This window comes from Agromyces sp. Y575 (genome assembly GCF_059445445.1).
On record NZ_JCAIUI010000002.1, the window covers coordinates 921,584 to 947,462 of the forward strand.

At 68.6% G+C, this 25,879-nt stretch carries 24 protein-coding genes; 19 read left to right on the top strand and 5 right to left on the bottom strand.

What is annotated here, in order from left to right:
* Positions 1–73: 73 nt before the first annotated feature.
* The 3 genes from AC1C2U_RS10395 (at position 74) to AC1C2U_RS10405 (ending at position 3,218) form a co-directional block, all read left to right on the top strand.
* On the top strand, positions 74–1,237 hold the full coding sequence (locus tag AC1C2U_RS10395) for a phosphotransferase (protein ID WP_495361660.1): 1,164 nt from the start codon (positions 74–76) through the stop codon (positions 1,235–1,237).
* A 98-nt stretch (positions 1,238–1,335) separates the two neighbouring features.
* Positions 1,336–1,716: a hypothetical protein gene (locus tag AC1C2U_RS10400; RefSeq protein ID WP_495361661.1), complete on the top strand. Its 381-nt coding sequence runs from the start codon at positions 1,336–1,338 to the stop codon at positions 1,714–1,716.
* Positions 1,701–3,218 (top strand): hypothetical protein, encoded by a 1,518-nt coding sequence (locus AC1C2U_RS10405; protein WP_495361662.1) that lies wholly within the window; start codon positions 1,701–1,703, stop codon positions 3,216–3,218. The genes AC1C2U_RS10400 and AC1C2U_RS10405 overlap by 16 nt, the downstream gene beginning before the upstream one ends.
* Here the strand turns inward: AC1C2U_RS10405 and AC1C2U_RS10410 are convergent.
* Positions 3,181–3,567, bottom strand: a complete 387-nt coding sequence (locus AC1C2U_RS10410) for a phage holin family protein (protein WP_495361663.1) — start codon at positions 3,565–3,567, stop codon at positions 3,181–3,183. The two genes, AC1C2U_RS10405 and AC1C2U_RS10410, sit on opposite strands and share 38 nt — an antisense overlap.
* Before the next feature lie 53 nt (positions 3,568–3,620).
* Between AC1C2U_RS10410 and AC1C2U_RS10415 the strand changes: the two genes are divergently transcribed.
* The 4 genes from AC1C2U_RS10415 (at position 3,621) to AC1C2U_RS10430 (ending at position 8,517) form a co-directional block, all read left to right on the top strand.
* Positions 3,621–4,730: a histidinol-phosphate transaminase gene (locus AC1C2U_RS10415; RefSeq protein ID WP_495361664.1), complete on the top strand. Its 1,110-nt coding sequence runs from the start codon at positions 3,621–3,623 to the stop codon at positions 4,728–4,730.
* 16 nt (positions 4,731–4,746) lie between these two features.
* The gene (locus AC1C2U_RS10420; protein WP_495361665.1) at positions 4,747–5,892 is read left to right on the top strand and encodes a thiamine pyrophosphate-dependent dehydrogenase E1 component subunit alpha; all 1,146 of its coding nucleotides are present in this window, start codon (positions 4,747–4,749) and stop codon (positions 5,890–5,892) included.
* A 170-nt stretch (positions 5,893–6,062) separates the two neighbouring features.
* Entirely contained in the window at positions 6,063–7,022 is a 960-nt protein-coding gene (locus AC1C2U_RS10425; protein WP_495361980.1) for an alpha-ketoacid dehydrogenase subunit beta, read from the top strand.
* Positions 7,023–7,086: 64 nt separating this feature from the next.
* A complete protein-coding gene (locus AC1C2U_RS10430; RefSeq protein WP_495361666.1) occupies positions 7,087–8,517 on the top strand; it encodes a dihydrolipoamide acetyltransferase family protein in 1,431 nt (476 codons plus the stop codon).
* A 154-nt stretch (positions 8,518–8,671) separates the two neighbouring features.
* On the opposite strand, the gene AC1C2U_RS10435 is transcribed toward AC1C2U_RS10430, so the two are convergent.
* Complete coding sequence (locus tag AC1C2U_RS10435) at positions 8,672–9,157, bottom strand: GNAT family N-acetyltransferase (protein ID WP_495361667.1); 486 nt, start codon at positions 9,155–9,157, stop codon at positions 8,672–8,674.
* A gap of 155 nt (positions 9,158–9,312) precedes the next feature.
* On the opposite strand from AC1C2U_RS10435, the gene AC1C2U_RS10440 reads away from it, so the two are divergent.
* From AC1C2U_RS10440 to AC1C2U_RS10495, 12 genes are all read left to right on the top strand, one after another.
* Positions 9,313–10,374 (top strand): metal ABC transporter substrate-binding protein, encoded by a 1,062-nt coding sequence (locus AC1C2U_RS10440; RefSeq protein WP_495361668.1) that lies wholly within the window; start codon positions 9,313–9,315, stop codon positions 10,372–10,374.
* Between the two features lie 4 nt (positions 10,375–10,378).
* The gene (locus tag AC1C2U_RS10445) at positions 10,379–11,167 is read left to right on the top strand and encodes a metal ABC transporter ATP-binding protein (RefSeq protein WP_495361669.1); all 789 of its coding nucleotides are present in this window, start codon (positions 10,379–10,381) and stop codon (positions 11,165–11,167) included.
* Positions 11,168–11,214: 47 nt separating this feature from the next.
* Complete coding sequence (locus AC1C2U_RS10450; protein WP_495361670.1) at positions 11,215–12,201, top strand: metal ABC transporter permease; 987 nt, start codon at positions 11,215–11,217, stop codon at positions 12,199–12,201.
* Complete coding sequence (locus AC1C2U_RS10455; protein WP_495361671.1) at positions 12,201–13,043, top strand: metal ABC transporter permease; 843 nt, start codon at positions 12,201–12,203, stop codon at positions 13,041–13,043. Before AC1C2U_RS10450 ends, AC1C2U_RS10455 begins: the two co-directional genes overlap by 1 nt.
* Complete coding sequence (locus AC1C2U_RS10460) at positions 13,040–13,441, top strand: Fur family transcriptional regulator (protein ID WP_495361672.1); 402 nt, start codon at positions 13,040–13,042, stop codon at positions 13,439–13,441. Before AC1C2U_RS10455 ends, AC1C2U_RS10460 begins: the two co-directional genes overlap by 4 nt.
* Before the next feature lie 396 nt (positions 13,442–13,837).
* A complete protein-coding gene (locus tag AC1C2U_RS10465; RefSeq protein ID WP_495361673.1) occupies positions 13,838–15,358 on the top strand; it encodes a quaternary amine ABC transporter ATP-binding protein in 1,521 nt (506 codons plus the stop codon).
* Positions 15,355–16,305, top strand: a complete 951-nt coding sequence (locus tag AC1C2U_RS10470; protein ID WP_495361674.1) for an ABC transporter permease — start codon at positions 15,355–15,357, stop codon at positions 16,303–16,305. Before AC1C2U_RS10465 ends, AC1C2U_RS10470 begins: the two co-directional genes overlap by 4 nt.
* Before the next feature lie 299 nt (positions 16,306–16,604).
* A complete protein-coding gene (locus AC1C2U_RS10475; RefSeq protein ID WP_495361675.1) occupies positions 16,605–17,501 on the top strand; it encodes a glycine betaine ABC transporter substrate-binding protein in 897 nt (298 codons plus the stop codon).
* A 153-nt stretch (positions 17,502–17,654) separates the two neighbouring features.
* Entirely contained in the window at positions 17,655–18,557 is a 903-nt protein-coding gene (locus tag AC1C2U_RS10480) for a glycine betaine ABC transporter substrate-binding protein (protein WP_495361676.1), read from the top strand.
* A gap of 283 nt (positions 18,558–18,840) precedes the next feature.
* Positions 18,841–20,211, top strand: a complete 1,371-nt coding sequence (gene gad, locus AC1C2U_RS10485) for a glutamate decarboxylase (RefSeq protein WP_495361677.1) — start codon at positions 18,841–18,843, stop codon at positions 20,209–20,211.
* Positions 20,212–20,222: 11 nt separating this feature from the next.
* On the top strand, positions 20,223–21,827 hold the full coding sequence (locus AC1C2U_RS10490; protein WP_495361678.1) for an ammonium transporter: 1,605 nt from the start codon (positions 20,223–20,225) through the stop codon (positions 21,825–21,827).
* A complete protein-coding gene (locus AC1C2U_RS10495; protein WP_495361679.1) occupies positions 21,824–22,474 on the top strand; it encodes a hypothetical protein in 651 nt (216 codons plus the stop codon). Before AC1C2U_RS10490 ends, AC1C2U_RS10495 begins: the two co-directional genes overlap by 4 nt.
* Positions 22,475–22,506: 32 nt before the next feature.
* On the opposite strand, the gene AC1C2U_RS10500 is transcribed toward AC1C2U_RS10495, so the two are convergent.
* The 3 genes from AC1C2U_RS10500 to AC1C2U_RS10510 form a co-directional block, all read right to left on the bottom strand.
* Positions 22,507–23,418, bottom strand: a complete 912-nt coding sequence (locus AC1C2U_RS10500; protein ID WP_495361680.1) for a carbohydrate ABC transporter permease — start codon at positions 23,416–23,418, stop codon at positions 22,507–22,509.
* A complete protein-coding gene (locus tag AC1C2U_RS10505) occupies positions 23,415–24,266 on the bottom strand; it encodes a carbohydrate ABC transporter permease (protein WP_495361681.1) in 852 nt (283 codons plus the stop codon). The genes AC1C2U_RS10500 and AC1C2U_RS10505 overlap by 4 nt, the downstream gene beginning before the upstream one ends.
* Positions 24,267–24,425: 159 nt before the next feature.
* A complete protein-coding gene (locus AC1C2U_RS10510) occupies positions 24,426–25,667 on the bottom strand; it encodes an ABC transporter substrate-binding protein (RefSeq protein WP_495361682.1) in 1,242 nt (413 codons plus the stop codon).
* Between the last annotated feature and the right edge of the window lie 212 nt (positions 25,668–25,879).

Below are 25,879 nucleotides of genomic sequence, written 5' to 3' on the forward strand. Positions count from 1 at the left end.
CGATGCACACCACTCAATTCGAGGGCGATACGCTGGGCGGTCGAACGATGCGCGCAGACAGGGGGCGACGACGATGGCGGATGCCCCCGAGCCCGACATCATCGTCGACGCGACGCTCGCCGCGGCGCTCGTGGCGGCGCAGCATCCCGACCTCTCAGGCCCGATCGTGCGCATTGCCAATGGCTGGGACAACGTGATGTTCCGTCTCGGCGAGCGGTACGTCGTGCGGCTGCCGCGCCGCGAGGTGGCGGCCGGGCTCGTGCTGCACGAGCAGCGCTGGCTGCCCGGGATCGCCCGCCGGGTCACCGTGCCGGTGCCCGTCCCTGTGCGGGTCGGACGGCCCGCGCCCGAGCTCGGGTTCGACTTCTCTTGGAGCATCCTGCCGTGGTTCGACGGCGCCAGCGCCGCCGACGTCGCGCCGGCTGCGCGCGCGGCGGCGGCATCGGGGCTCGCGGCATTCGTCGCCGAGCTCGGCGTGCCCGCGCCGGCGGATGCGCCGGCCAACGAGTATCGCGGCGTGCCGCTCTCCGACCGGGACGCGGCGATCCGCGCCCGGCTCGAGCGCGGGCTCGGAGGGCTCCCCGGCGGCGAGGCGCTGCGCGCAGTGTGGCAACGCGCGCTCGCCGCACCCGAATGGGCGGGCCCGCCGGTGTGGCTGCACGGCGACCTGCACCCGGCGAACCTCGTGCTCGGGGCCCCTTCGACGGGCCCAGGGAGCAAGACGGGCTCAGGGGGCTCGACAGGCGCAGGGGGCTCGATGGGCTCGATGGGCTCAGCCCCTTCGACAGGCTCAGGGAGCAAGACGGGCTCAGCCCCTTCGACAGGCTCAGGGAGCAAGACGGGCTCAGCCCCTTCGACGGGCTCAGGGAGCAAGACGGGCTCAGCCCCTTCGACGGGCTCAGGGAGCAAGACGGGATCAGGGAGCAAGACGGGCTCAGGGAGCAAGACGGGCTCAGGGAGCGCCGGCGACCTCGTAGCCGTCGTCGACTTCGGAGACGTGTGCGCCGGCGATCCGGCCACCGATCTCGCAACCGCTTGGCTCACGTTCGACTCCCCAGCGCGTGCGGTCTTCCGTGCCGAGGTCGACCGGCGACGCGAGACGGATGCAGCGATGTGGGATCGTGCCCGAGGGTGGGCACTCGTGCTCGGCAGCGCGATCGTCGACACGATCGGCACCGAAAGTCGTCTCGGTCGCGTCGGCGTGCACGCGCTCGATCAGGTGCTGCTCGAGGGCTGACTCGCGACCGGTCCTCCACAGGCGAGCCGGGCCGTCGGCCGTGCACAGGAGGCGCCGCCTCGGCGGTCGCGGCATCCGTGCCCCGCGAGACTCCTCCCATGCTCGATTCCGATCCATACCGGCTCGCCGTGATGGGCAGCGCGCTCACCGCAGAGCGCATCGAAGACGCCAGGGCTCACTTGCGAATGCTCCGATCGCTGTTGGCCGAGGTGAACGAGTCCGTCCGTCGGCTCGTGCCACCGTCGACCGGGGCCTGGCGATCGGCGGCGGCCGACGGCTACGCAGATCGCCTCGAGTACTTGCGCGGGTGGGTCTTCGCTGCTCAGGAGTCTCTCGTCGTGGCCGAAACGGGGCTCACCGACCGCATCCATCGCATGGAGGCGCAGCTCGAAGTGCAGCGCGCCTCGACCGGCGCGCCGAGCACGCCGGCGCCGAGCACATCGGCGCCGAACACGGAGCCGTCGTGGACGACTCGCTGACCATCAGCGGCGGCGGTTCGACGGCCGTCGCCACCGATGAACTCCTCGCCGACGCTTCACGCCTCGGGGGCGCCGAGGCCACGCTCGCCGATTGGTACGAGCGCGCAAGAGTGATCAATATCGGTCTCGACGAGCTGGACCTCGGCGAACCTTCTGCGGGCGGCGACTCGAGCTCGCCGGCCGGAGCAACCGCACATGCGAAGCACCGGCTCCGGGAGTCGCGGGAGATCGCGGGCAATCTGAGGCAATCGCTGGTGGAGAGCGCCGAACGGTACGGCTCGACCGAGCGCACGATCGACGCCTTGTGGCGCCTCGGCGGCGCACATGTCGCCTGGTTCGCGGGTGTCGCCGCGTACGCGATCGTGCCGGGTCTCGCCATCGCAACCGGAGCAGAGCTCGCGGCGCGTGCACTGGGTTGGCGTACTCCGCTCCACGATTGGCTCGACGACCAGAAGCAGGTCTTCTCCGACCCGCTGTTCGTGCGCGCCGTGCGCACTGCATTCGACTCGGCAGACGAGTTCGTCGGCGGGCTCGTGTCGCTGCCGCCCGGGCTGTCCCTGCTCGCCGGCTCCGCGATCGGCGCACCCGAGAACGCCTCGGTGCTGCTCGGCGTCACGGGACTCGTCGGCCTCGGCACCGGGAGCCGGGTGCTCGTCGACCGGGCGGTTCGGGTGACCCGACCGCTCGGCGACGGCCGCGCCGACCAGAGCTTCGGGCTGCGCGACGTACGCAGCACCGCCCATCCGCCCGAGGGCCCGGTGACCGCGCCGAGCGGCATCGGCGACTTGGTCGAACGTGTTCCCGCGACCGACTCCGGCGCGCAGATCCGTATAGAGCGCTACGGCGAGGTCGATGACCCTCGGTGGATCGTCTACATCGGTGGCACGGTCGACCTCACCATCACCGCGGGTGTCGAGAACCACGACATGACCAGCAATCTGCACGGCATCGCCGATGACACGCCCCTCGACGCGCTGCGGCCCACCGGCGCGGACTCGGGCGCGGCCGAACGCGGGGTTCGCCTCGCGCTCGAGGAGGCCGGGGCGCAACCCGGCGATCCACTGATGCCGGTCGGATACTCGGGGGGCGGCGTCGTGGCCGCCGCACTCGCCGGCGACCCCGAGCTGAACGTGGTCGCGGCGGTGACCGTCGGCAGCCCGGTTGCCTCGGCCGAGTTGCGTGATGGGGTGCCCCTGCTCTCGATCGAGCACGAAGAAGACCTCGTGCCGGCGACCGGCGGCTGGGGGCATCCGTCACCCGAGCGCCTCACCGTCTCCCGCAGCGTGCTCGAGGCAGGTGTCGAGTACGAAGACTCGGTGCCGGCACACGATCCCTCTCGCTACCGGCGAACCGCCGAGCTGATCGATGCGTCGGAAGAGGAGCGGCTCGTGGCGTTCCGCGAGCAGGTCGCCGACTTCACAGGCGGCGGTGACGGCGAGATGACCCGATGGATCGGGATGCGCGTCAGCTCTGCGCCGTCGGACGCACCACGAGACCGATGAGCCAGCTGATGAGCCCCATCACGAGCGCGCCGAGCACGCCCCACCAGAAGCCTTCCACCGCGAGGCCGAAGCCCATGAGGCCGCTGATCCAGTCGACGAGCAGCAGCAGCAACCCGTTGACGATGAAGGAGATGAGGCCCAACGTCAGCACATAGAGGGGGAACGCGACGATTCTGATGAAGTTGCCGATGATCGCGTTCACCAACCCGAAGATGAGCGCAACGAGGAGGTAGGTGAGCACGGTGGCGAGGGTGGTGTCTTCGTAGGGCACCACCTCGACGCCCGCGACGATGAGCGTCGTGAGCCAAAGGGCGAACGCGATGACGATGACCTTGACGATGAACCGCATGGGTCCACTCTGTCAGACGGGGTCCCGACGGGCGAAGGGGTACGGTGGAATCCGTGACCGCACCGGAGCCCACGGGGGCGCGCGTTCGCCTGCGCCCCGAGATCGCCGCCCTTCCCCCCTACCGTCAGGGGCGCCCGGCGCCGACCGACGGGTTCAAGCTCTCGAGCAACGAGAACCCGTTCGAGCCGCTGCCATCGGTCGTCGACGTCGTCGCGACGTCAGCGCAACAGATCAATCGGTATCCGGATGCCACGGCGCTCGCCCTCCGCGAGCGGCTCGCCGAGCGCTTCGGCGTCACGCCCGACGAGGTGCTCGTCGGCGCCGGCTCCGTCGCACTCCTCGCCCAGTTCATCCTCGCGGCCGCCGCTCCCGGCGACGAGGTTGTCTACTCCTGGCGCTCGTTCGAGGCCTACCCCGGACTCGTCACCGTCGCCGGCGCCACGAGCGTAGCCGTGCCCAATCGCGCAGACCACGGTCACGACCTCGACGCGATGGCCGCGGCGATCACCGACCGCACCCGGGTCATCATCGTGTGCTCGCCGAACAACCCCACGGGCGTCGTCGTCACCGCCGACGAGTTTGAGGCGTTCATGGCGAAGGTGCCCGCCGACCGACTCGTGCTGCTCGACGAGGCGTACATCGAGTTCGTGCAGGCGCACGCCTCCACCGACGGCCGTACCCTCATCGGGCGCTACCCCAACCTCGTCGTGCTGCGCACCTTCTCGAAGGCCTACGGCCTCGCCGGCCTCCGCGTCGGCTACGCCGTCGGCCCGATCGAACTCCTCGACGCCGCCCGGGCGACGGCGATTCCGCTGGGGGTCACCGCTGCCGCGGCATCCGCTGCCCTCGCCTCACTCGAACCCGCCGCCGAGACCGAACTGCACGGCCGCGTCGCCGCGATCGCCGAGCGGCGCAGCCGCGTGCGTTCGGCGCTCGTGCAGCAGGGTTGGCCGGTGCCGCAGGCGCAGGGCAACTTCATCTGGTTGCCGACCGGCGAGGCCACGGCCGCCGTCGCCGACCGTCTCTTCGACGCCGGGCTCGTGGCACGCGCCTTCGCACCCGAGGGCATCCGGGTGTCGATCGGCGAAGAGGAGTCTGTCGATATCCTCCTCACGATTTGCGGCGAGCTTGTACCTGCTTCACAAGAAGGGCGTCCCGAGTAGCGGGTAGCGTGGAACGGTGGCAGCCCGCGAAAGAGAGTTCACCGCGCCGACGGTCCAGCTCCTGACCCCCGAGGGCGTACTTCGCCCCACCCCTGAAGCCGAGGCGTACCTCCCGCTCGTCGAGGCGTTGAGCGACGCCGAACTCGAGCGCTTCTACCGCGACATGGCGGTCGCGCGTCGCATCGACGTGGCGGGTGCGAACCTGCAGCGGCAGGGCCAGCTCGCCCTGTGGGCTCCGAGTCACGGTCAAGAAGCCGCGCAGGTCGGTTCCGCGCACGCAGCGCGCCCGCAAGACCACCTCTTCCCTTCGTACCGCGAGCACATCGTCGGCATCATCCGCGGGCTCGACCCCGTGGGCATCCTCGCCCTCTTCCGCAGCGCGACCCTCGGCGGCTGGAACCCCGAGGAGAACGGCAACTTCCACCTCTACACGCTCGTGCTCGCCTCCCAGACGCTGCACGCGACCGGGTACGCGATGGGCCTCCAGTTCGACGGCGCGACCGCGACGGGTGACCCCGAGACGGATGCCGCGGTGCTCGTGTACTACGGCGACGGTGCCACCTCGCAGGGCGACGCGAGCGAGGCGCTCGTCTTCGCCTCGAGCTACCAGACGCCCCAGGTGTTCTTCATCCAGAACAACCAGTGGGCGATCTCGGTGCCCGTCTCCCGGCAATCGCGCAGCCCGCTGTCGCTGCGTGGGGGCGGATTCGGCATGCCGGGCGTGCGCGTCGACGGCAACGACGTACTCGCGAGCTACGCCGTCACCCGCCAGTCGCTCGAAGAGGCGCGCGCCGGCCTTGGCCCGAGCCTCATCGAGGCGCTCACCTACCGCATGGGCGCTCACACCACCGCAGACGACCCCTCGAAGTACCGCAGCGACGACGAGGTGGCGTACTGGGAGGCGCGCGATCCGATCACGAGGTACCGCACGTGGCTCGAGGGCCGCGGGGCATCCGCAGCCTTCTTCGACGACGTCGAAGCCGAAGCCAACGACATCGCGACCGACCTGCGGCACCGCGCGCTCGAGCTGCAGGCGCCGACCCGCGAGGTGATCTTCGAGCACGTCTACAGCGAACCGCACCCGCTCATGGCCGAGCAGGCCGAGTGGCTCGAGACGTTCGAGACGTCGTTCGACACCTCGTCAGACGGGAGCGCAGCATGAGCGCCCGCGTCGAAGCCCTTCGACCCTTCGACGAGCTCAGTGCAGGCCGAGCTCAGGAACCGGAGACCCACGTGAAGGATGCCGCGACCGATGCCGCGCAGGTGACCGAGGGCGGGTCGGCGGGCGAGGCCGAGTCGACTGGTGGCGTGCGCGGCGTGCAGACCGTCTCGATGGCGAAGGCCATCACCGCAGGTCTTCGCGAGTCGATGCGCGCCAACGAGAAGGTGCTGCTCATGGGCGAAGACATCGGGCCGCTCGGCGGCGTCTTCCGCGTGACCGAGGGGCTCTCGGCCGAGTTCGGCGACAAGCGCGTGCTCGACACTCCGCTCGCCGAGTCCGGCATCGTCGGCACGGCGATCGGTCTCGCGATGCGCGGCTACCGGCCGGTCATCGAGATCCAGTTCGACGGATTCATCTTCCCCGCGTTCGACCAGATCACGACGCAACTCGCGCGCCAGACCGTGCGACACGGCGGAACCGTTTCGATGCCGATCGTGATCCGCGTGCCCTACGGCGGACACATCGGCTCGATCGAGCACCATCAAGAGAGCCCCGAAGCGTATTTCGCGCATACTCCGGGCCTGCGAGTGGTGAGCCCGTCGAACCCGCACGACGCCTACTGGATGATCCAGGAGGCCATCGACTCCGACGATCCCGTGCTGTTCTTCGAGCCGAAGAGCCGGTACTGGCCGAAGGGACCCGTCGACCTCGACCACGCCGGCCTGCCGCTGCACGCGAGTCGTGTGATGCGCCCCGGCACCGACGTCACCGTCGTCGGCCACGGCGCGATGGTGGCGACGCTGTTGCAGGCCGCCGACATCGCCGCCACAGAGGGCCGCAGCCTCGAGGTCGTCGACCTGCGTTCCCTCTCCCCCATCGACTACGGCCCCCTGCTCGACTCGGTGCACCGCACCGGGCGGCTGGTCGTCGCGCAAGAGGCGTACGGCAATGTGTCGGTGGGCTCCGAGATCGCCGCGACCGTCGCCGAGCGGGCGTTCTACTCGCTCGAGGCGCCGGTGCTGCGTGTCTCGAGCTTCGACACCCCCTTCCCGCCCGCGGCGCTCGAGACCGAGTACCTGCCGAGTCCTGACCGAGTGCTCGAAGCCGTCGACCGCGCCCTGGCGTACTGACTTGACACGCGCCGCGGCGCAAACATGACGACGACGGCATAGATCGACTGCGAGGGTAAAGAACATGAGCGAGATCCGATTCCCCCTCCCCGACGTCGGTGAGGGCCTCACCGAGGCCGAGATCGTGCAGTGGCGGGTCGTCCCCGGTGATCGCATCGTGCTCGACCAGGTCTTCGTCGAGATCGAGACTGCGAAATCGCTCGTCGAGCTGCCGAGTGCGTTCGAGGGCGTCGTCTCCGAATTGCTCGTCGAGGAGGGCAGCACGGTCGACGTCGGCACGCCGATCCTGGTGATCCAGACGGATGCCGCTTCGCCCGGCGCGCCCGGAGCGCTCGACGCTGCCCAGCCTGCGGGCATTGCTGCGCCGGCCGCCGAGTCGACACCGATCTACGGTGTCGCTCCGGCCGCCGAGGCCGCCGAGGTCAGCGGCGCCGTGCTCGTCGGGCACGGCAGCTCCGGCCCGACGTCGACCCGCCGCCGTCGCCACCCCACTCCCGATGGCGCCCACGGACACCTCGCTCCCCCGGCGCCGATTCCCGCGGCCCCGTCTGCTCCGACCGGCTCGGCCGGTGCATCGGCGGCGGCCGCGACATCCGTTGCCGCCGCTTCGATGCCGTCGCGGCCCGCAGCGCGCCTGCCCGTGATCGCGAAGCCGCCCATCCGGAAGCTCGCGAAAGACCTCGGCGTCGACTTGTCACGGGTCGCGCCCACCGGGCCGATCGGTGACATCACGCGCGACGACGTGATTCGCGAAGCGAGCCAGGCGAGCGTGTTCCGCAACATCCAGACGCCCGAATGGCCGACTGGCCGCGAAGAGCGGATCCCAGTCAAGGGCGTGCGCAAGGCGATCGCCAACGCGATGGTGCAGAGCGCGTTCCAAGCGCCGCACGTCAGCCTCTTCGTCGACGTCGACGCCAGCCGCACGATGGAGTACCTCAAGCGGTTGAAGGCGTCGCCCGACTACGCGGGTGTCAAGATCTCGCCACTGTTCATCATGGCGAAGGCCCTGATCTGGGCAGTGCGACGCAACCCCACCGTGAACGCGCAATGGACCGACTCCGAGATCGTGGTCAAGCACTACGTGAACCTCGGTATCGCGGCGGCGACGCCGCGGGGACTCATCGTGCCGAACGTCAAGGATGCGCAGGCGATGACCATGGTGGAGCTCGCCACTGCGCTCGAGCAACTCACGCTCACCGCCCGTGAGGGCAAGACGCAGCCCGCCGAGATGCAGGGCGGCACGATCACGATCACCAACATCGGGGTGTTCGGCATGGACACCGGCACGCCGATCCTGAATCCCGGCGAGGTCGGGATCGTCGCCCTCGGCACCATCAAGCAGAAGCCGTGGGTCGTCGACGGTGAGGTGCGTCCGCGCTTCGTCACGACGATCGGCGCGTCGTTCGATCATCGCGTGGTCGACGGCGACGTGGCGTCGCGGTTCCTCGCCGATGTCGCGTCGATCATCGAAGAGCCCGCACTGCTGCTCGAGTAACCGGCTCACCCGGTTGCGTCACCGGCAAGCGGACTGAGCCTGCTCGAAGTGGCCCGCCTGCGGGTTGAGCCTGCTCGAAGTGGCCCGCCTGCGGGTTGAGCCTGCTCGAAGTGGCCCGCCTGCGGGTTGAGCCTGCCGAAACCCTCTTGAGCAGTTACAGGCGCAATTCGTACGTGATGGCGTCGGGAGTGCGCGACGCCTGAGTGAATCCGGCGCGTTCGAGGGCGTGCCGTGCGGGAAGGTTGGCGACTTCGGCCTCGGCCTGGAGAGCAATGACGCCGGCGCTCCGGGCGAGCTCGACCACGGCGGTCACCGTGTGCAGCGCGAGGCCCTGGCCGCGAACGGCCGGCACGAGAGCGAATGCGAATTCGACGGCGCCGTCGATGCCCGGCGGGCCGAAGAGGTTCACTCCCCCGATGGCCGCACCGTCTTCGCCGCGGCGCACGAGATACGGGCCGAACGGGGCTGGGTCGCCGTTCTCCTGCACCGCGCGAAGGTACTCGGCGAGGAGTTCGGGTTCGTCGGTGAAGGCGTACGCGCCTTCCCATCCGTCATGAGGCTCGACGTCGCCCGAGAGCACTCGCTCGGCATCGGCGACGGTGAACGGATGCAACGTGAGGGGGGCCGTCGTCGTATCCACGTGCTTCACTCTCCCACGTCGGTGCGACACTCGCCAGACCTCTCCGCAGGATGACGGCGGGAATGCTTCGCACGTTCGCTGATGTTCACCGAGTATGCGTCGAACGGCTCTCTGATGGTTTTGACAATCATTATCAATAAGCTTACTGTGGAGAAATGACCGCCCGATCCAGCGCCGTTCCACGCCGCCAGCTCGCCTCGTTCGCAGGCGGGGCGACCCTCGCGGCGGCGACGCTCATGCTCGCGGGATGCGCGGCCCCCGCGGCATCCGATGACGGCGCCGACGGCCCGACGATCGTCGCGACGACGACCCAGGTCGGTGACTTCACCCGCGAGCTCGTCGGTGACACCACCGCGGTCACCCAGCTCCTCTCCCCCGGTCAGAGTGCGCACAGCTTCGACCCCTCGGCAGCCCAGCTGCTCGCCCTCTCCGAGGCTGACGCGCTCGTCGTGAACGGCGGCGGGCTCGAGAGCTGGCTCGACGACGCGGTGCAGGCCTCGGGCTTCGACGGTGCGCTCATCGACGCCAGCGCCGGCATCGAGCTCTACGGCACCCACGACCACGATCACGATCACGACGACGCAGGGGAGGCCGACGAACTCGACGAGGTCGAAGACTCGCATGAGGGTCACGACCACGGTGCCGGCAATCCCCACATCTGGACCGACCCCGAGCTCGCCGAACAGATGGTCGAGAACATCGCGCACGGGCTCCTCGAGGTGCCGGGCGTCGATACTGCGATGATCGAGGCGAACGAGTCCGCCTACCTCGAGCAGCTCGAAGCGCTCGATGCATGGATCGAGGAGAATGTCGCGGCGGTGCCGGCGAGCGAGCGACTGCTGGTGACCAACCACGACGCATTCACCTACTTCGTCGACGCCTACGACATCACGTTCGTCGGCAGCATCATCCCGAGCTTCGATGACAATGCAGAGCCGAGCGCGGCAGAGATCGACGCACTCGTCGAGCAGATCGGCGCGACGGGCGTGAAGGCCGTCTTCTCCGAGGCATCCATCTCACCCAAAGCCGCCGACACGATCGCGGCCGAAGCGGGCGTGACCGTCTACTCGGGCCCCGACGCCCTGTACGGTGACTCGCTCGGCGTCGCCGGCAGCGACGGCGAGACCTATCTCGGCAGCCAGGTCCACAACGCACGGCTCATCCTCGAGTCATGGGGCGTCGAACCTTCCGAGCTCCCGGCGGCCCTGCAAGGATGACACTATGAACGACTCCCCCGTGCTGCGCCTGCGCGCTGCCGCCTTCACCCATCCGGGCGGCGCAGGCGTCAGCGGCATCGAGCTCGCGATCATGCCCGGCGAGGCCGTCGCGCTGATCGGGCCGAACGGAGCCGGCAAGTCGACCCTCCTCAAGGGCATTCTCGGTCTCGTGCCGCGCACCGCAGGCACGATCGAGTTCGGTGAGACCGCCCCCGGCGCCGCGGCGCGCACCTCGCATTCCGAGAATGGAATGGTCTCGTTCCTCCCGCAGTCGGCGGAGCTCGACAGCGACTTCCCGATCAGCCTCGAACAGGTCGTCATGCAGGGCCGTTACCGCGGACTCGGGCTGTTCCGGTGGCCGGGGCGTGCGGATCGCGCGGCGGTGCGGCGGTCGCTCGAGGCGGTGGGACTCGAAGGGCTCGGCAAGCGGCCGTTCGGCGAACTGTCGGGCGGTCAGCGACAGCGGGGCCTCCTCGCCCGCGCACTCGCCTCGGATCCGGCGCTACTGCTGCTCGATGAGCCGTTCAACGGGCTCGATCAGGCGAATCGCGATGCGCTCGTCGACACGATCCGCACGCTGAAGACCCGCGGAGTCGCAGTGATCGTCTCGACCCACGACCTCGAACTGGCGCGTCTCGTGTGCGACACGGTGGTGCTCGTCAACGGCACGCAACTCGCGAGCGGCCCGGTCGACGAGGTGCTCACACTCGGCAACGTGCAGGAGTGCTTCGAGGGGCTCGAGGTCGAGCTCGACGAGCACACCCTCGTCGTGCCGGGCCACGAGGGGCATTGAATGCCCCGTGAGACATATACCGTGTCGAATCCAGTGAACGGCGACGGATGTCGCTGACCGATGCGCTCTTCGGGGCGTTCGCCATCCCGTTCATGGCCCGCGCTCTGCTCGTCATGCTCGTGCTCGCCATCGTTGCGGGCGTCGTCGGCGTGCTCGTCAACCTGCGACGGCTCGAGTTCATCAGCGACGGCCTGACGCACGCGGTGTTCCCCGGACTCGCGATCGGGCTCGCCGTCGGGGGAGCATCGGGGCTCCTGCCCGGCGCGGCGATCGCAGCGCTCGGCGGCGCACTCGCGCTCACCTGGCTCGACCGAGCCGGCATCACTTCGGATGCGGCGATCGCCATCGTGCTCACCGCGACTTTCAGTGTGGGCGTCATCGTCGTGTCACGTAGTGACGACTACGCCGGCGAACTCGAGGCGCTGCTGTTCGGGCGAGTGCTGACGATCCCTCCCGCCGAAGTGGTTCCGCTCGTCGTCGTGAGCCTCGTCGCACTCGGCATGGTGGCATTGACGATGAAGCAGCAGCTCTTCCGGGCGTTCGACCCGAAGGGCAGCCGTGCAGCAGGCAACTCGGCGCTCGTGCTCGATCTCGTACTGAACTCGGCGATCGCACTCGTCGTCGTGGCGGCGGCGAGCACGATCGGCACGCTGCTCGTGCTCGCCCTGCTCATCGTGCCGGGTGCGGTCGCGCGGCTCGTGACCGCCCGGTTGTGGTGGCTGTTCCCGGTGGCGGCCGTCTTCGCCGCGGTCGCGGCGTGGCTCGGGCTGGCCGTCGGGTTCGCGGTATCGGTGGGCGCCGGTGTCGACCTGCCGGCGGGCAGCACTGTCGTGGCGGTCTTCGTGGCCGGGTACGCGTTGGTGCTGCTCGTGAGCTCGGCGATCAGGCGCGGACGAGCGGGTTCGCGGGCGGGTCTCGATACGCGTCCTCCTGCGTCGGGCGCTACTCGACTGGCGGATGGGGTTGGCGCTACTCGACCAGCGGATGGGGTTGGCGCTACTCGACCGGTAGATGCGACGGGGGAGACGCACTGATGGGGTACTTCGAGCGGGCGCTCCTCGCCGCGATCGTCATCGGTGCGGGTGCCGGATTCGTCGGCGCGCTCGTCGTGGTGCGCCGACGCACCTTCTTCGCGCAGGCGCTCACGCACGGCACCTACCCCGGTGCCATCGCCGCAGCGGCGCTCGGGGTGAGCGTGCCGGTCGGTGCAGCCGTGGCATCCGTCGTGCTCGTCGCCGTGATGGCGGGTATCGCACGCGTGAGACGCCAAGGCGCCCAGGTTGCCGCGGGCATCGTACTGACCGGTGGATTCGCCGCCGGCGCGCTGCTCCAGGCTGTGATTCCCGGGCTCCCGGTACGGGCGGAGTCACTGCTGGTGGGCTCCATCCTGACGGTGAGCGATGGAGATATTCTCCTCGCGGCATCCGTTGCCGTGGTCGCCGTCGTGTGCGTCGCGCTCTTCGGCAAAGAGATCGCGTTCTCGACCTTCGATCCGAACGGGTTCCGCGCCGCCGGATACCGCGAATGGCCGGTGGAGCTGCTCGTGCTCGGCTTGACCGCCGCGTCGGTCGTGAGCTCATTGCCGGCGGTCGGCGCGATCCTCGCCATCGCGCTGATCGCTGCCCCGGCAGCGGCGGCTCGAGTTGTCGTACGCTCCTTCCGCGGCATCCTCGTCGTCGCACCGGTCATCGGCGCGGCGGCCGGTGTGCTGGGCGTGATCGCCTCACGGGGGCTCGCCATCGCGGCCGGCCCGGCGATCGCACTCGCGGCAACCGCCTTCTTCCTGCTCGCACTGGGAATCTCCAAGCTGCGCGGGCTACCGTTGAATCGAGTCGCCATACCGGTGGAGACCGCAGAGGACGCACGGATCGCATGAAGCGCAACACCTGGCAACGAGAGGCCGTTCGCGAAGCCCTTGACGACACCGAGGGTTTCATCAGCGCGCAGGCGCTGCATTCGACGTTGCACGCGAGCGGTTCCCCGATCGGGCTGGCCACCGTCTACCGCGCCCTCGGCGACCTCGCCACCACCGGCGAAGCAGATTCCCTGCAGTCGCCCGACGGTGAGGCGCTCTACCGTGCCTGCAGCACGACGGGCCACCACCACCACCTGATCTGCCGCAATTGCGGACTCACGGTCGAGATCGCGGCCGACGAGGTCGAGGCGTGGGCGAAGGCCGTCGCCGCCGAACACGGATTCACGGGTGCAGCGCACGTCGTCGACGTGTTCGGGCTCTGCGCCAATTGCACCCGGGTGCAGGCCGCGGGGGAGTAGGCAAGCGTCTGGGCCTCTTCGCGCAAGCATAAAAACCTCTTTGCGCGGGCATAAAAACGCAGGTCAGCACCGAATTCATACGATTCGATTAGGGTTGTGCTGAAGACCTCGATACGGTGGGTGATGGTCCTGCAAGACCGAATCGCCCAGTCCGCGGTCCGCTGTGCCCAGATCGGCATGGCGGGGCGTAAGGTTCGGCGGCGTGGCATCCGGCCCCGATGGCCGAGTGTGACGAAGTCCCGATTCGCCCGCAACCACAGCACCCCGTCGCGAGCTCGAGTTCGGCCTTCCGAGCCGTCGCCAACCCGGCCGTGACCCACGAGTCAGCACCGCCCGACTCCCGACCGTGCACCTGTTTCATGCGCGGCGTTCGGCGTGCGCTCCGGGAGCTCGCCTATGACCGTTACGTCTGCACTTGCTGACACCACCACTGCACCGCCTGCACTCGCCGACACCACCGCACTCGAGGTGCACAGCCTCACCAAGTTCTTCGGGCGAAAGCCGCGAGAGGCACTCGAGCGTCTGCGCGCCGGCGCGAGCCGTGCCGAACTCACTGCGCTCGGCACCGCGGCCGTGATCGACGCCGACTTCACCGTGCAACGCGGTGAGATCTTCGTCGTGATGGGACTGTCGGGGTCGGGCAAGTCGACCCTGATCCGCACGTTGAACGGCCTGCTCGAACCGACCGGTGGATCCGTCACGGTCATGGGGGAGACGATCACCGGCATGACGCCGAAGCGCCTGCGCGAGGTGCGCCGTCGCCACGTGTCGATGGTCTTTCAGCACTTCGCGCTGCTGCCGCACCGGAGCGTGCTCGAGAACGCCGCCTACGGCCTCGAGATTCAGGGCGTCCCGGCCGCCGAGCGGCGCGAACGCGCGGAGCACATCCTCGACCGCGTCGGGCTCGGGGGATGGGGCGACAAGATGCCGGCCGAACTCTCGGGCGGCATGCAGCAGCGCGTGGGTCTCGCCCGTGCACTGGCCTCCGACACCGACATCCTGCTCATGGACGAGGCGTTCTCCGCGCTCGACCCGCTGATCCGCAAGGAGATGCAGGAGCAGCTCGTCGAACTGCAGCAGGAGCTCGGGAAGACGATCATCTTCATCACCCACGACCTCAACGAGGCGATGTTCCTCGGCGACCGCATCGCCATGATGCGCGACGGCCGGATCGTGCAGATCGGCACCGCCGAGGAGATCCTCACGGACCCCGCTGACGACTACGTCGCCCAGTTCGTGCAAGACGTCGACCGCTCTCGCGTGCTCACCGCTGGCAACGTGATGGAGGCGCCGCGCGCGGTCGTCACGGCATCCGCCGGCTCCCGGGCCGCCCTCCGATCGATGCGCGATCTGCAGACCTCCATGGTGTTCGTGGTCGGCAGCGGCCGGCGCCTCCTCGGCGTCGTGCACGACCGCGACGTGCTGCGGCTCGTGCAGCGCGGTGAGCGGTCACTCGAAGCCGCCATCAGCGACGACCACCCGGTGGTCAGCGCAGACGAGCACCTCTCCGAGCTCTTCGAGAGCGCCGTCGAGAGCCAACTGCCGCTCGCGGTCGTCGACGAGCAGGGTCGCCTGCTCGGTGCAGTGCCGCGCGTGACCTTGCTCGCGGCACTCGGCAACGTCTCGGCGAACACCGCCGAGATGTCGATCATCGAGACGCCCGCCACCATTCCGGTCGATGTGATCACGGCGACGCTGCACCGCACCGCCCGCCCCGACACCGCGCTTGCCGACGCTGCCGATGAGACCGCGGTCGCCGCGGCAGTGGCGGAGGCCGCAGACATCCGTGCCGAAGGCCGGACTCGTCAGGCGGAAGACCGCGAGGCGGAAGACCGCCGTGCAGACCGTCGCCAGGAGGGCGACCACGAGGTCACCGCGAGCCGAGCGGATGCCGCGGGGGAGAGGAGCCCGGCATGAGCGACTTCCGACTCCCTCTCGGCGAATGGGCCGCCGCATTCATCCACTTCATCACCGACGTTTTCGGCGGGTTCTTCGCCGTCATTCGGACCGTCTTCGCCGGTTTCTACGACGTCATCGACTTCGCGCTGCAGGCACCGCCGTTCTGGGTCGTCATCATCGTGCTCGCCGGCGTCGCTTGGCTCGCCAAGGGCTGGAAGCTCGCCGTCGGCACCGTCGTCGGCCTGCTCGTGATCGTCGGCGTCGACCAGTGGGACAACGCCATGTCGACGCTCGCCCTCGTGCTCGTCGCCTCGCTCATCGCGGTCGTCATCTCGGTGCCGGTCGGCATCCTCGCCGCGCGTTCCGATGTCGCGTCGAAGGTCATCAGGCCGATCCTCGACTTCATGCAGACGATGCCGGCGATGGTCTACCTGATCCCCGCCCTCATCCTCTTCCGCGTCGGCGTGGTGCCGGGCATCGTTGCGACCATCATCTTCGCGATGGCCCCCGGCGTCAGGCTCACCGAGCTCGGCATCCGCGGCGTCGACAAGGAGGTCGTGGAGGCGGGCCAGGCCTTCGGCTCCTCGCCGTGGCGCATCCTCCGCCAGATCCAGCTGCCACTCGCGATGCCGAGCATCATGGCCGGGGTCAACCAGGTCATCATGCTCTCGCTCTCGATGGTCGTCATCGCGGGCATGGTCGGTGCGGGCGGGCTCGGCGGCATGGTCGTGCAATCGCTCACCCGCATCGACGTCGGCCTCGGCTTCGAAGCCGGCCTGTCGGTCGTGATCCTCGCGATCATCCTCGATCGGGTGACCGGCGCGCTCGGCACCAAGCGCAATCCGAACCGGCGCAGGCAGTCCCCGTCGCCCGACGACGTCAGCAAGGCGACCGATCTGAGCGAGACCGACGGCTCGGGGTTGCCGGTCAAACAGTCCATCCTCAAGGCGCCCGTCGCTGTCTGAGCTGCGGCATCCCGACTCCCAACCCCGAATCCCACCCTCCCCCATCCCCAACCCCCACCCCCACCTCCCAACCCAGACTCGTCCCCGCCCCCAATACCCCCGCCCCACTCGCCACCGTGCAGCAATTCAGGACGGGAGGTGTGTCGCGGCCCGGATCCCGACGGATTCGACCCGACACGCCGGCGCGAACCTGAATTGCTGCACGACGAAACGAGGGCGCGCGACATCCGCTCGCCCAAGGGCCGCTCAGGCGGCCATCCCCAACACCCGTGCCACAGCACACGGGAGGAAAGGAACACATGAAGAAGCGCATGCTCACCGGAGCACTTGCACTCGGAGCGGTCGCCGCTCTCGCACTCAGCGGCTGCGCCGCTGACGCCGGAGCCGAGGCCCTCGAGAACGGTGACCAGAAGGACATCACGATCGCCGTGTTCAACGGCTGGGATGAAGGAGTCGCGGCAAGCGAGCTCTGGAAGGCCGTGCTCACCGAGCAGGGCTACGACGTGACACTCGAGTACGCCGACCCGGCCCCTGTCTACACCGGTCTCACGACCGACGACTACGACGTGACCCTCGACACCTGGCTGCCGATCACGCACGCCGACTACATCGAGCAGTACGGCGACGACCTCGTCGACCTCGGCGCGTGGAACGAAGATGCCAAGCTCACCATCGCGGTGAACGAGGATGCCCCGATCGACTCCCTCGAGGAGCTCGCCGCGAACGCCGATCTCTTCGGCAACCGGCTCGTCGGCATCGAGCCGGGTTCGGGCCTGAACCGCGTCACGACCGAAGAGGTCATCCCGACGTACGGGCTCGACTCGATGGAGTACCTTACGAGCTCCACGCCCGCGATGCTCGCCGAGCTCACCGCGGCGACCGATAACGGCGAGAACATCGCCGTGACGCTCTGGCGCCCGCACTGGGCCTATGACGCGTTCCCGATGAAGGACCTCGAGGACCCCGAGGGCACGCTCGGCGATGCCGAGGGCATCCACTCCTTCGGCGGCAAGAGCTTCGAGGAGAACTACCCAACGGCGGCCGGCTGGCTGAAGAACTTCACGATGGACTCCGACCTGCTCTTCTCGCTCGAGAACGCGATGTTCAACAGCGATGCCGACTCCGATGACTACGCACCGGTGGTCGAGCAGTGGATCGCCGACAACCAGGAGTACGTCGACTCACTCACCGAGTAGTCAGGCAATCGAGCGGCATCCGCTCGGCAATCACGACAGGCGGCGGCCTCCACACGGGGCCGCCGCCTGTTCCATACCTCCCGCCGAACAGCGGCGGGCGGATCGACCCCGGACACGCCGGGGATCCCGCACGGCTGCGGGAGGAAGGAACACATGAAGTCCCGTACCATCGTCGGAGGAATCGCTCTCGGCGCTGCATCCATGCTCACCCTGACCGGCTGCGCAGCAGGCGAGGCCGAGACCGTCGAGAACGGAGATCGCGCCGACGTCACGATCGCCGTGTTCAACGGCTGGGACGAGGGCATCGCCGCGAGCGAACTCTGGAAGGCCGTGCTCACAGAGCAGGGCTACGAGGTCGAACTCGCCTACGCCGACCCCGCGCCCGTCTACGCGGGCATCGCGACCGGCGACTACGACCTGAACCTCGACTCGTGGCTGCCGGTCACCCACGAGGACTACGTCGAACAGTACGGCGACGACCTCGTCGACCTCGGCTCGTGGAACGGCGGCGGGCGCAACATGATCGCTGTGAACGAGGATGCCCCGATCGACTCCCTCGACGAGCTGGCCGCGAACGCCGATCTGTTCGACAACCGCATCGTGGGCATCGAGCCCGGTGCAGGGCTCACCCGCCTCACGAAGGAGGAGGTCATCCCCGCCTACGGGCTCGACGGGATGGACCTCCTCGAGTCGTCGAGTCCGGCGATGTTCGCCGAGCTCTCGGCGGCGACGGCGGCGGGGGAGAACATCGCGGTGACGCTGTGGAGTCCCCACTGGGCGTGGGAGGCGTTCCCGATCAAGGTGCTCGAGGACCCGCTCGGCGCATACGGCGCCGCCGAGGAGATCCACATCCAGGCGCGGTCCGACATCGAGGAGGAGCTCCCGACGCTCGCCGGTTGGCTGCGCGGCTTCGAGATGGACTCCGATCTACTGCACTCGCTCGAGAACGCGATGTTCAACGGTGACGATGCCGCTGCAGGCGACCGCGACTTCAGCGCGGTCGTAGCCGAGTGGATCGCCGACAACCGGGAGTACGTCGACTCGCTCACGGAGTAGCGCGAGGCGAACAGGGCGGGTGACGGATGCTGCGGCATCCGTCACCCGCCTTCGTCATGCAGGCGGGCTCACGGCCCACTCGGCTGCACTGCCCGCCGCCCGCTGCCCGCTGCCCGCTGCCCGGGCATCCACCCGCACGAGGGGTATCGGCCGCGAACGCGCCGGCGTATTGTTCGGCGAGATGGTGATCCGGTCCGGGGGCCCGGCGCTTGAGGTCGACTGCCTTCCGGCGGGCACGCGTGCGGCGCGGGTCCGGAGACCGGGCTGACTGGAAGGACCGACGATGGCCGACGATCCGAGCGTGCTCGCACCGACTTTCGCGAGGACGGCGGTGCGATCCGTCGCCCCGCGGTTGACGATACCCAAGGGTGAGATGGACCCGAAGACGGCCTATCAGATCGTGCACGACGAGACGATGCTCGACGGCAACGCCCGCCTGAACCTCGCGACGTTCGTGGCGACGTGGATGGGCGATGAGGCCGACCGGTTGTACGCCGAGTCGTACGACAAGAACATGATCGACAAAGACGAGTACCCGCGCACCGCCGCGATCGAGGAGAACTGCTGGCGCATCCTCGCATCGCTGTGGAACGTGCCCGACGTCGCCGACTCGATCGGCACGTCGACGATCGGCTCGTCAGAGGCGTGCATGCTCGGCGGCCTCGCCTTCAAGCGGCGCTGGCAGACCGCCCGTCGTGCTGCCGGCAAGTCGACCGAGAAACCCAATCTCGTGATGAGTTCGGCGGTGCAGGTGTGCTGGGAGAAGTTCTGCAACTACTTCGAGGTCGAGATGCGCCTCGTGCCCATCTCGGAAGAACACCCCACCCTCGACGGGGCCCAGATCGAGCAGTACGTCGACGAGAACACGATCGGCGTGGTCGCGATCATGGGTGTGACGTACACCGGCATGTACGAGCCGGTCAAGGAGATCGCCGAGGCTCTCGACGCCCTGCAGGCGAAGACGGGGCTCGATGTGCCGATCCATGTCGACGGGGCATCCGGCGCCATGATCGCGCCCTTCCTGCAGCCCGAGATCGAGTGGGACTTCCGCCTCGAGCGGGTGCACTCCATCAGTACTTCGGGCCACAAGTACGGGCTCGTCTACCCGGGCGTCGGGTGGGTCGTGTGGCGCACCCTCGACGCGCTGCCCGAGGAGCTCATCTTCCGGGTGAGCTACCTCGGCGGTGACATGCCGACGCTCGCCCTGAACTTCTCGCGGCCCGGCGCGCAGGTGCTGCTGCAGTACTACCAGTTCCTCCGCCTCGGGCACGAGGGCTACACCGCGGTGCAGCAGGAGTGCCAGGACGTCGCGAAGTACCTCGCGAAGGGCATCGCCGCGATCGGCGCGTTCGACCTGTGGAATGACGGGTCCGACATCCCGGTGTTCGCGTGGCGGTTGAAGCCGGGCCACACCGACAAGTGGAACCTGTACCACCTCTCGGATCGCCTGCGCATGAAGGGCTGGCTCGTACCCGCCTACCCGATGCCCGACAACATGAACGACCTCACGGTGCAGCGCATCGTCGTGCGCAACGGCCTCAGCCGCGACCTCGGCGACGAGTTGCTCGAGGACATCAGGGTCGAGACGGCGTGGCTCGACGCGCTCTCCTCGCCGATGCCGACCGAGGGGCAGAAGCCCGGGTTCCACCACTAGGGGGTTCGACCGTGTCCGAAGCGATCGACAGCGGCGACACCGCCTGGGTCCTGGTGTGTGCGGCGCTCGTGCTGTTCATGGTGCCGGGGCTCGCATTCTTCTACGCGGGTCTCGTGCGCCGCAGCACGGTGCTCGTCATCATGCAGCAGAACATCGTGCCCCTCGCGGTCGTCACGATCACGTGGGTGCTCGTGGGCTTCAGCATGGCCTTCAGCTCGGACGCCTGGTCGGGCCTCGTCGGCGACCTGAAGCTGTTCGGACTCATGGGGCTCGACGGAGCCCCGGCGCCGGCTCTGCACGTCGTCGATGCGGACGTCGCGATCCCGACGCTCGCGTTCGTCGCGTTCCAGATGATGTTCGCGATCATCACGCCGGCCCTGCTGACGGGTGCCACGGTGGGCCGGTTGCGTCCGCTCGGATGGGTCGTCGTGCTGGTCTTCTGGTCGATTCTCGTGTACCCGGTGATCGCGCACTGGCTCTTCAATCCGGACGGCTGGCTCGCGAAGCTCGGTGCGCAGGACTGGGCGGGCGGCATCGTCGTGCATGCTGCGGCCGGAGGCGCCGCGCTCGCGGTGCTCGCCGTGGTGGGGCGGAGGTCGGGCTGGCCGACGACCCGATCGATCCCGCATTCCATCCCGCTCGCGGTCGTCGGCGGCGGCATCCTCTGGTTCGGTTGGTTCGGCTTCAACGCCGGCGGGTCGCTCCAGGCGAACGGGGTGGCGGCACAGGCGCTGCTGAACACCCACGTCGCCGCAGCGGGCGGCATGGCTGCGTGGCTCGTGTGCGAGGTCATCCGCACGAAGCGAGCCACGGTGATCGGCGGAATCACCGGTGCGGTCGCCGGCCTCGCGACCATCACGCCGGCAGCCGGGTACGTCAGCACGCTCGCCGCCCTCGCGATCGGCGTCATCGCGGGGGTCGTCTGCACGCTCGCACTGAAGCTGAAGGTGTTCTTCAAGTTCGACGACGCGCTCGACGTGATCGCCGTGCACTTCGTCGGCGGCATCATCGGTTCGTTGATGCTCGGCCTCTTCGGCTCGGCCGCGATCAATTCAGCGGGCCGCGACGGCCTGTTCTCGGGGGGCGGTTGGGGGCTGCTCGGAGATCAGGCTCTGGCCCTCGTCGTCGTCATCGCCTACGCCTTCGTGGTCACCTGGATCATCGCCAGGCTGACGCAGGCGACCGTCGGGCTGCGCGCCTCCTCCGACCCCGCTCGCGATGCTGATCAGCAGGAGCAGGGCAGCGACGCATACCACCTCGCCGCGGTGCTCACGCGTGATCGCCGAGGCGGGGAACCGGGCGGCCAGGGTGCGGTGCCGCGTGTCGACGGCGCGGAACGGACCGTCATGGCCGTCGTCGAGACGCCCGACGCGGAAGAGCTGCGCGCCGAGCTCTTCGCGGCTGGGGCGCGGTCGATCGTGCTCGACGAGGTCACCGTCGCGACCGGCAGTGGCCAGCGCGTCTCGGTCCGCGAGCAGTCGGCGGATGTCGGTTTCGTCCGTGCTTCCCGCGTGGAGGTGCTGGTGCCGGCTGAGGCGGTGGCGGCGGTGCAGGCGGTGCTGAGCCGCGACGGCCGGGCGCTGTCGGGGCCGACGGTTCGCGACGACCACCGATGACCGCGACCCGTCTCGCGCGACCCCGTCGACTCCGCCGCGAGGCCTGGGGTTTCGCAGTGGGCTCCCTCTGCTTCCTGGTGGGCGCCATCCCCTTCTACGCGGAGTGGGCGGGGCCGGTCGGGGTCGGTGTCACGTTCTTCGTCGGATCGATCTTCTTCACGCTCGCGGCCTTCATCCAGCTGGGCCTGAGCGGCCGCCATGTGCCGAAGCGGGGAACCAACCGGGCCGACCGTTGGGATTGGTGGGCGGCCGCGATCCAGTTCGCGGGCACCCTGCTCTTCAACGTCAGCACCGCGGTCGCGCTCGCCGCGGCGGTCGCCGACCCCGAACGCCTTGGCGCCGGGTGGCGACCTGACGCCTGGGGGTCGGCCGCGTTCCTCCTCTCGAGCGTGCTCGCCGTGGTCGCGACGAAGGACCGCGGACAGCTCTGGGACCGGGATGCCCGTTCATGGCACGGCACCTGGCTGAACCTGCTCGGCTCGATCGCGTTCGGTGCCTCGGCGATCGGCGCGTACGTCGTGCCGCAGACCGATTCGCTCGTGAGCGCGTTCTGGGCGAACCTCGGCACGCTCCTCGGCGCGCTGTGCTTCCTCGTGGCGGCGCTGCTGTCTCGGCGCGTGATCGACGCGGAGCCCGCGCCGGCGTGAGGTCTCCGGGTGCCGCCCTACTTCGTGCCGCCCTACTTCTCGGCGCCGGCGACCATGCCCTTGATGAAGTACCGCTGCAGCACGAGGTAGACCGCGAGCACCGGAATCACCGACATGAGGGACGCGGCGGCGGCCGCGCCGAGGTCGCTGCCCGAGCTCGCGAAGAAGGTGCCGATCGCGGGGGCGATCGTGCGCATGTCGGGGCTGCGCATGAGGTAGACGCTGAGGGCGTACTCGTTCCAGACGGCCACGCTCGTGAGGATCACGACGGTGGCCGTGACGGGCTTCAACATCGGGAAGACGACCCGGAAGAGGATCTGCACTGGGTTCGCGCCGTCGACGGCCGCAGCCTCCTCGATCGAGAGCGGCAACCCACGCATGAACGAGGCGTAGAGGAAGATCGCGAGCGGCAACTGCGTGGCGACCATCACGAGGATGGTGCCCCAGTAGGTGTTGACCGCGTGCAGCTGGTTCATCATCGTGTACAGCGGCACGAGGATCGACAACGGGGGCACCATGATGAGGCCGACGATGCCGACCATCACGAGTCGGTTCGCGACCGTGGTGCGACGGGCGAGCGGGTAGGCGGCGAGGGCGCCGAGCACGCACACGAGCAGCGTGCTCACGACGGTGACGAGGGCGCTGTTGCCGATCGCGCCCAGGATGTTGCCGCGGTCGACCGCGGTGGTGAAATTCTGCCAGTACCACTCGTCGCCCGGGAAGAGCCACTGCGACGAGAGGTCGCTGCGCGGCTTCAGCGCGGTGGTGACGGTGATGTAGAACGGCAGCAACTGCAGGCCGATCGCGACGAGCAGGCCGAAGCCGATCGCGAACCGGCCGATCAGGCGACCGGTGCGGCTGCGAGTCGGTGGCTCCTGGTCGTCGACCGAACGGATGCCCCGCTCGGCCGTGGCCTCGAGCGGATCGATGATCGTCGTGGTCACTGCAGCTCCAGACGCTTGCGGTTCAGCATCGTGTTCGCGAGGAGGGTGAACACGGCGATGAGGATGAAGAGGGCGACGCCCATCGCCGAGGCGTAGCCGGCGGTCTGGTTGTCGAAGTACGCCGTGCTGATGAGCGTGGAGACGGATTGCGTGGAGTAGCCCGGCCCACCGCCGGTGAGCACTTGGATGACGTCGAAGAGCTTCAGGCCGCCGATGAGGTTCAGAACGATGCTCGTGGCGAAAGCCGGTTGCAACAGGGGCACAGTGACGTTCACGAACTGCTGCCACGGGCCGGCGCCATCGAGCCTGGCGGCCTCGTAGTACATGACGGGGATCGACTGGAGCCCGGCGAGGTAGATGACCATCGAGATGCCGACGAACTGCAGGGAGTTGACGAGCACGATGAGCGCGATGGCCGTCGTCGCATCGCTGAGCCAGGCCGTGCGTGCTCCGCCGAGGGCGATGACCAGGTCGTTGAGCCCCCCGGAGTTGTACGAGAAGAAGAGGTAGTACATCGTGCCCATGACCACGGGGGAGACGAGCACCGGCAGGTAGATGATCGCGCGGGCGACGTTGCGGCCGCGCATCGCCCGATCGAGCGCGAGCGCGAGGGAGAGACCGACGACCTGCTGGATGAGGGTCGACCCGAACCCGTACAGGAACGTGTTGAAGAGCGCCGTGTGGAAGTTCGGGTCGGCGAAGAGCCGGCCGTAGTTCTCGAGTCCGATGAAGCTGCGGCTCGGGCTGTAGCCGTTCCAGTTCGTGAACGAGAGCACGATGCCGTTGACGAACGGCCAGATCGTGAACATCGCGAGCACGATGAACGCGGGGACGTAGAAGAGGTTCAAGCTGCGTCGCGCGAAGCGGGGGACCGACGACGACCGGGAGCCGCGCCGCCGTGGCGGGATGGTGTGGGATGACGTCGCTGTCAACGCGTTGGCCTTTCGGGAGGTGCGGCGTGTCGGGGGAGCGGATCGTGGGGCGGCCGGGCCGCCCCACGATCGAGGTCACTCCTGGCCGTAGAGGCCGTCGAAGCTCGTCGTCATCTGGTCGATGACGGTCGGGACATCCGATTGGCCGGTGATGATGCTGTCGGTGGTCGAGACCATCGTGTCCCACATGCCGTTCGGCAGGTAGACCCGGTCGAAGTACGGCAGCAGCGGCACGTCGCCCGGGGCGACGAACTCGTCGTAGCTCGCCTGCAGGCCGCCGAGGTCGCTCGTCGCGTCGGTGAGTCCGGGGATGCCGCCCATCGCACTCGCGAGTTGGGAGAGGTTCTCGGGTTCGGCGAGGAACGCGACGTAGTCGAGCGCCTCCTGCTTCTGCTCGGACGTCTTGGAGACGCCGTACGCACGCCCCTCACCGCCGACGAGGAACGGTGCGCCGACGTCGGACGGGATGGGGAAGTAGCCGAGCTCGGCATCGGGGTTGAAGCCGTGCGCTGTGGCGACGATGTTGTTCTGCACCATGACGAAGCCGGTCGTGCCCTCGGCGAGTGCTCGGCCGAGGTCGTCGGTCGTCGCGGAGGAGTAGTCGGGGTTGAAGTAGCCCGCCCCCTGCCACGTCGCGATCTTGTCGAGGACGGAGGAGTACCCGTCGCCCTGGAACTCGCCGTCGAGGAAACCCTCGAACTCCTCGTCGGTGAAACCACCCGAACCCATGAAGTCGGGGATGTTGCCCGCGAACCAGCTGTCTTTGCCCGACGAGGAGATCGGCGTGACGCCGGCGTCGGACAGGGTCTTGAGGGCGGCATCGAACTTCGCCCAGTCGGTGAGGCTTGCGGGGTCGATGCTTGCGGCGTCGAGCACGGCTCGGTTGTAGACGATGCCCGCGACATCCGTGTCGAGCGGGAACGCGAAGAACTCACCCTCGTCGTTCTCCATCGCGGGCGCGAGGGCCGGGTTGAAGTTCTTCGCCCACGGCTGGTCGTTCAACGGTTCGAGGAATTCGCTGTAGCGCAACAGCGACCAGCCGTGGGTGGCCCAGATGTCGGGCACGTCGCCCGAGGCGAGGCGAACCTTCATGTCAGCCTCGTAGGTGTCGGTGCTCGGCACGAGGTCGATCTTCACGCCGGGGTGATCGGCCATGTAGGCGGCGGTGAGCTCGGTGAGCACCTCGAGGCTCGGGTCGGTCGCGCCGAAGTTGGTCTGCACCTCGATCGTCGCGCCCGCGCCGCCGTCGGCGGAACAACCCGTCAACGCGACGGCGAGCACTGCGATGGCAGCGACACCGGGAAGAGTGGACTTCATCGTCTTTCCTAACATTTGGGGACGTGCGCTCCGGACTTCGACGTCGCCGGCGCGGGGTAGCTCAGAGGTTACCCGCGTAGATTCTGAATCGCAAGCGTGAGTGCATCCCAGTATTTCATTGGATTACAGCCTGCAGATCTTGGTTGACACGCGTAGAACACGATGCGAGACTGCCCCTCAGACGCGAGCAATTCGGCTTGCGTGCAAGGCGA

Bases quoted from the DNA above. Each gene is read 5' to 3' on its own strand.
- AC1C2U_RS10395 (WP_495361660.1), top strand. From the start codon at position 74: ATGGCGGATGCCCCCGAGCCCGACATCATCGTCGACGCGACGCTCGCC.
- AC1C2U_RS10400 (WP_495361661.1), top strand. From the start codon at position 1,336: ATGCTCGATTCCGATCCATACCGGCTCGCCGTGATGGGCAGCGCGCTC.
- AC1C2U_RS10410 (WP_495361663.1), bottom strand. From the start codon at position 3,567: ATGCGGTTCATCGTCAAGGTCATCGTCATCGCGTTCGCCCTTTGGCTC.
- AC1C2U_RS10425 (WP_495361980.1), top strand. From the start codon at position 6,063: ATGGCGAAGGCCATCACCGCAGGTCTTCGCGAGTCGATGCGCGCCAAC.
- AC1C2U_RS10430 (WP_495361666.1), top strand. From the start codon at position 7,087: ATGAGCGAGATCCGATTCCCCCTCCCCGACGTCGGTGAGGGCCTCACC.
- AC1C2U_RS10440 (WP_495361668.1), top strand. From the start codon at position 9,313: ATGACCGCCCGATCCAGCGCCGTTCCACGCCGCCAGCTCGCCTCGTTC.
- AC1C2U_RS10445 (WP_495361669.1), top strand. From the start codon at position 10,379: ATGAACGACTCCCCCGTGCTGCGCCTGCGCGCTGCCGCCTTCACCCAT.
- AC1C2U_RS10450 (WP_495361670.1), top strand. From the start codon at position 11,215: ATGTCGCTGACCGATGCGCTCTTCGGGGCGTTCGCCATCCCGTTCATG.
- AC1C2U_RS10455 (WP_495361671.1), top strand. From the start codon at position 12,201: ATGGGGTACTTCGAGCGGGCGCTCCTCGCCGCGATCGTCATCGGTGCG.
- AC1C2U_RS10460 (WP_495361672.1), top strand. From the start codon at position 13,040: ATGAAGCGCAACACCTGGCAACGAGAGGCCGTTCGCGAAGCCCTTGAC.
- AC1C2U_RS10465 (WP_495361673.1), top strand. From the start codon at position 13,838: ATGACCGTTACGTCTGCACTTGCTGACACCACCACTGCACCGCCTGCA.
- AC1C2U_RS10470 (WP_495361674.1), top strand. From the start codon at position 15,355: ATGAGCGACTTCCGACTCCCTCTCGGCGAATGGGCCGCCGCATTCATC.
- AC1C2U_RS10475 (WP_495361675.1), top strand. From the start codon at position 16,605: ATGAAGAAGCGCATGCTCACCGGAGCACTTGCACTCGGAGCGGTCGCC.
- AC1C2U_RS10480 (WP_495361676.1), top strand. From the start codon at position 17,655: ATGAAGTCCCGTACCATCGTCGGAGGAATCGCTCTCGGCGCTGCATCC.
- gad (WP_495361677.1), top strand. From the start codon at position 18,841: ATGGCCGACGATCCGAGCGTGCTCGCACCGACTTTCGCGAGGACGGCG.
- AC1C2U_RS10495 (WP_495361679.1), top strand. From the start codon at position 21,824: ATGACCGCGACCCGTCTCGCGCGACCCCGTCGACTCCGCCGCGAGGCC.
- AC1C2U_RS10510 (WP_495361682.1), bottom strand. From the start codon at position 25,667: ATGAAGTCCACTCTTCCCGGTGTCGCTGCCATCGCAGTGCTCGCCGTC.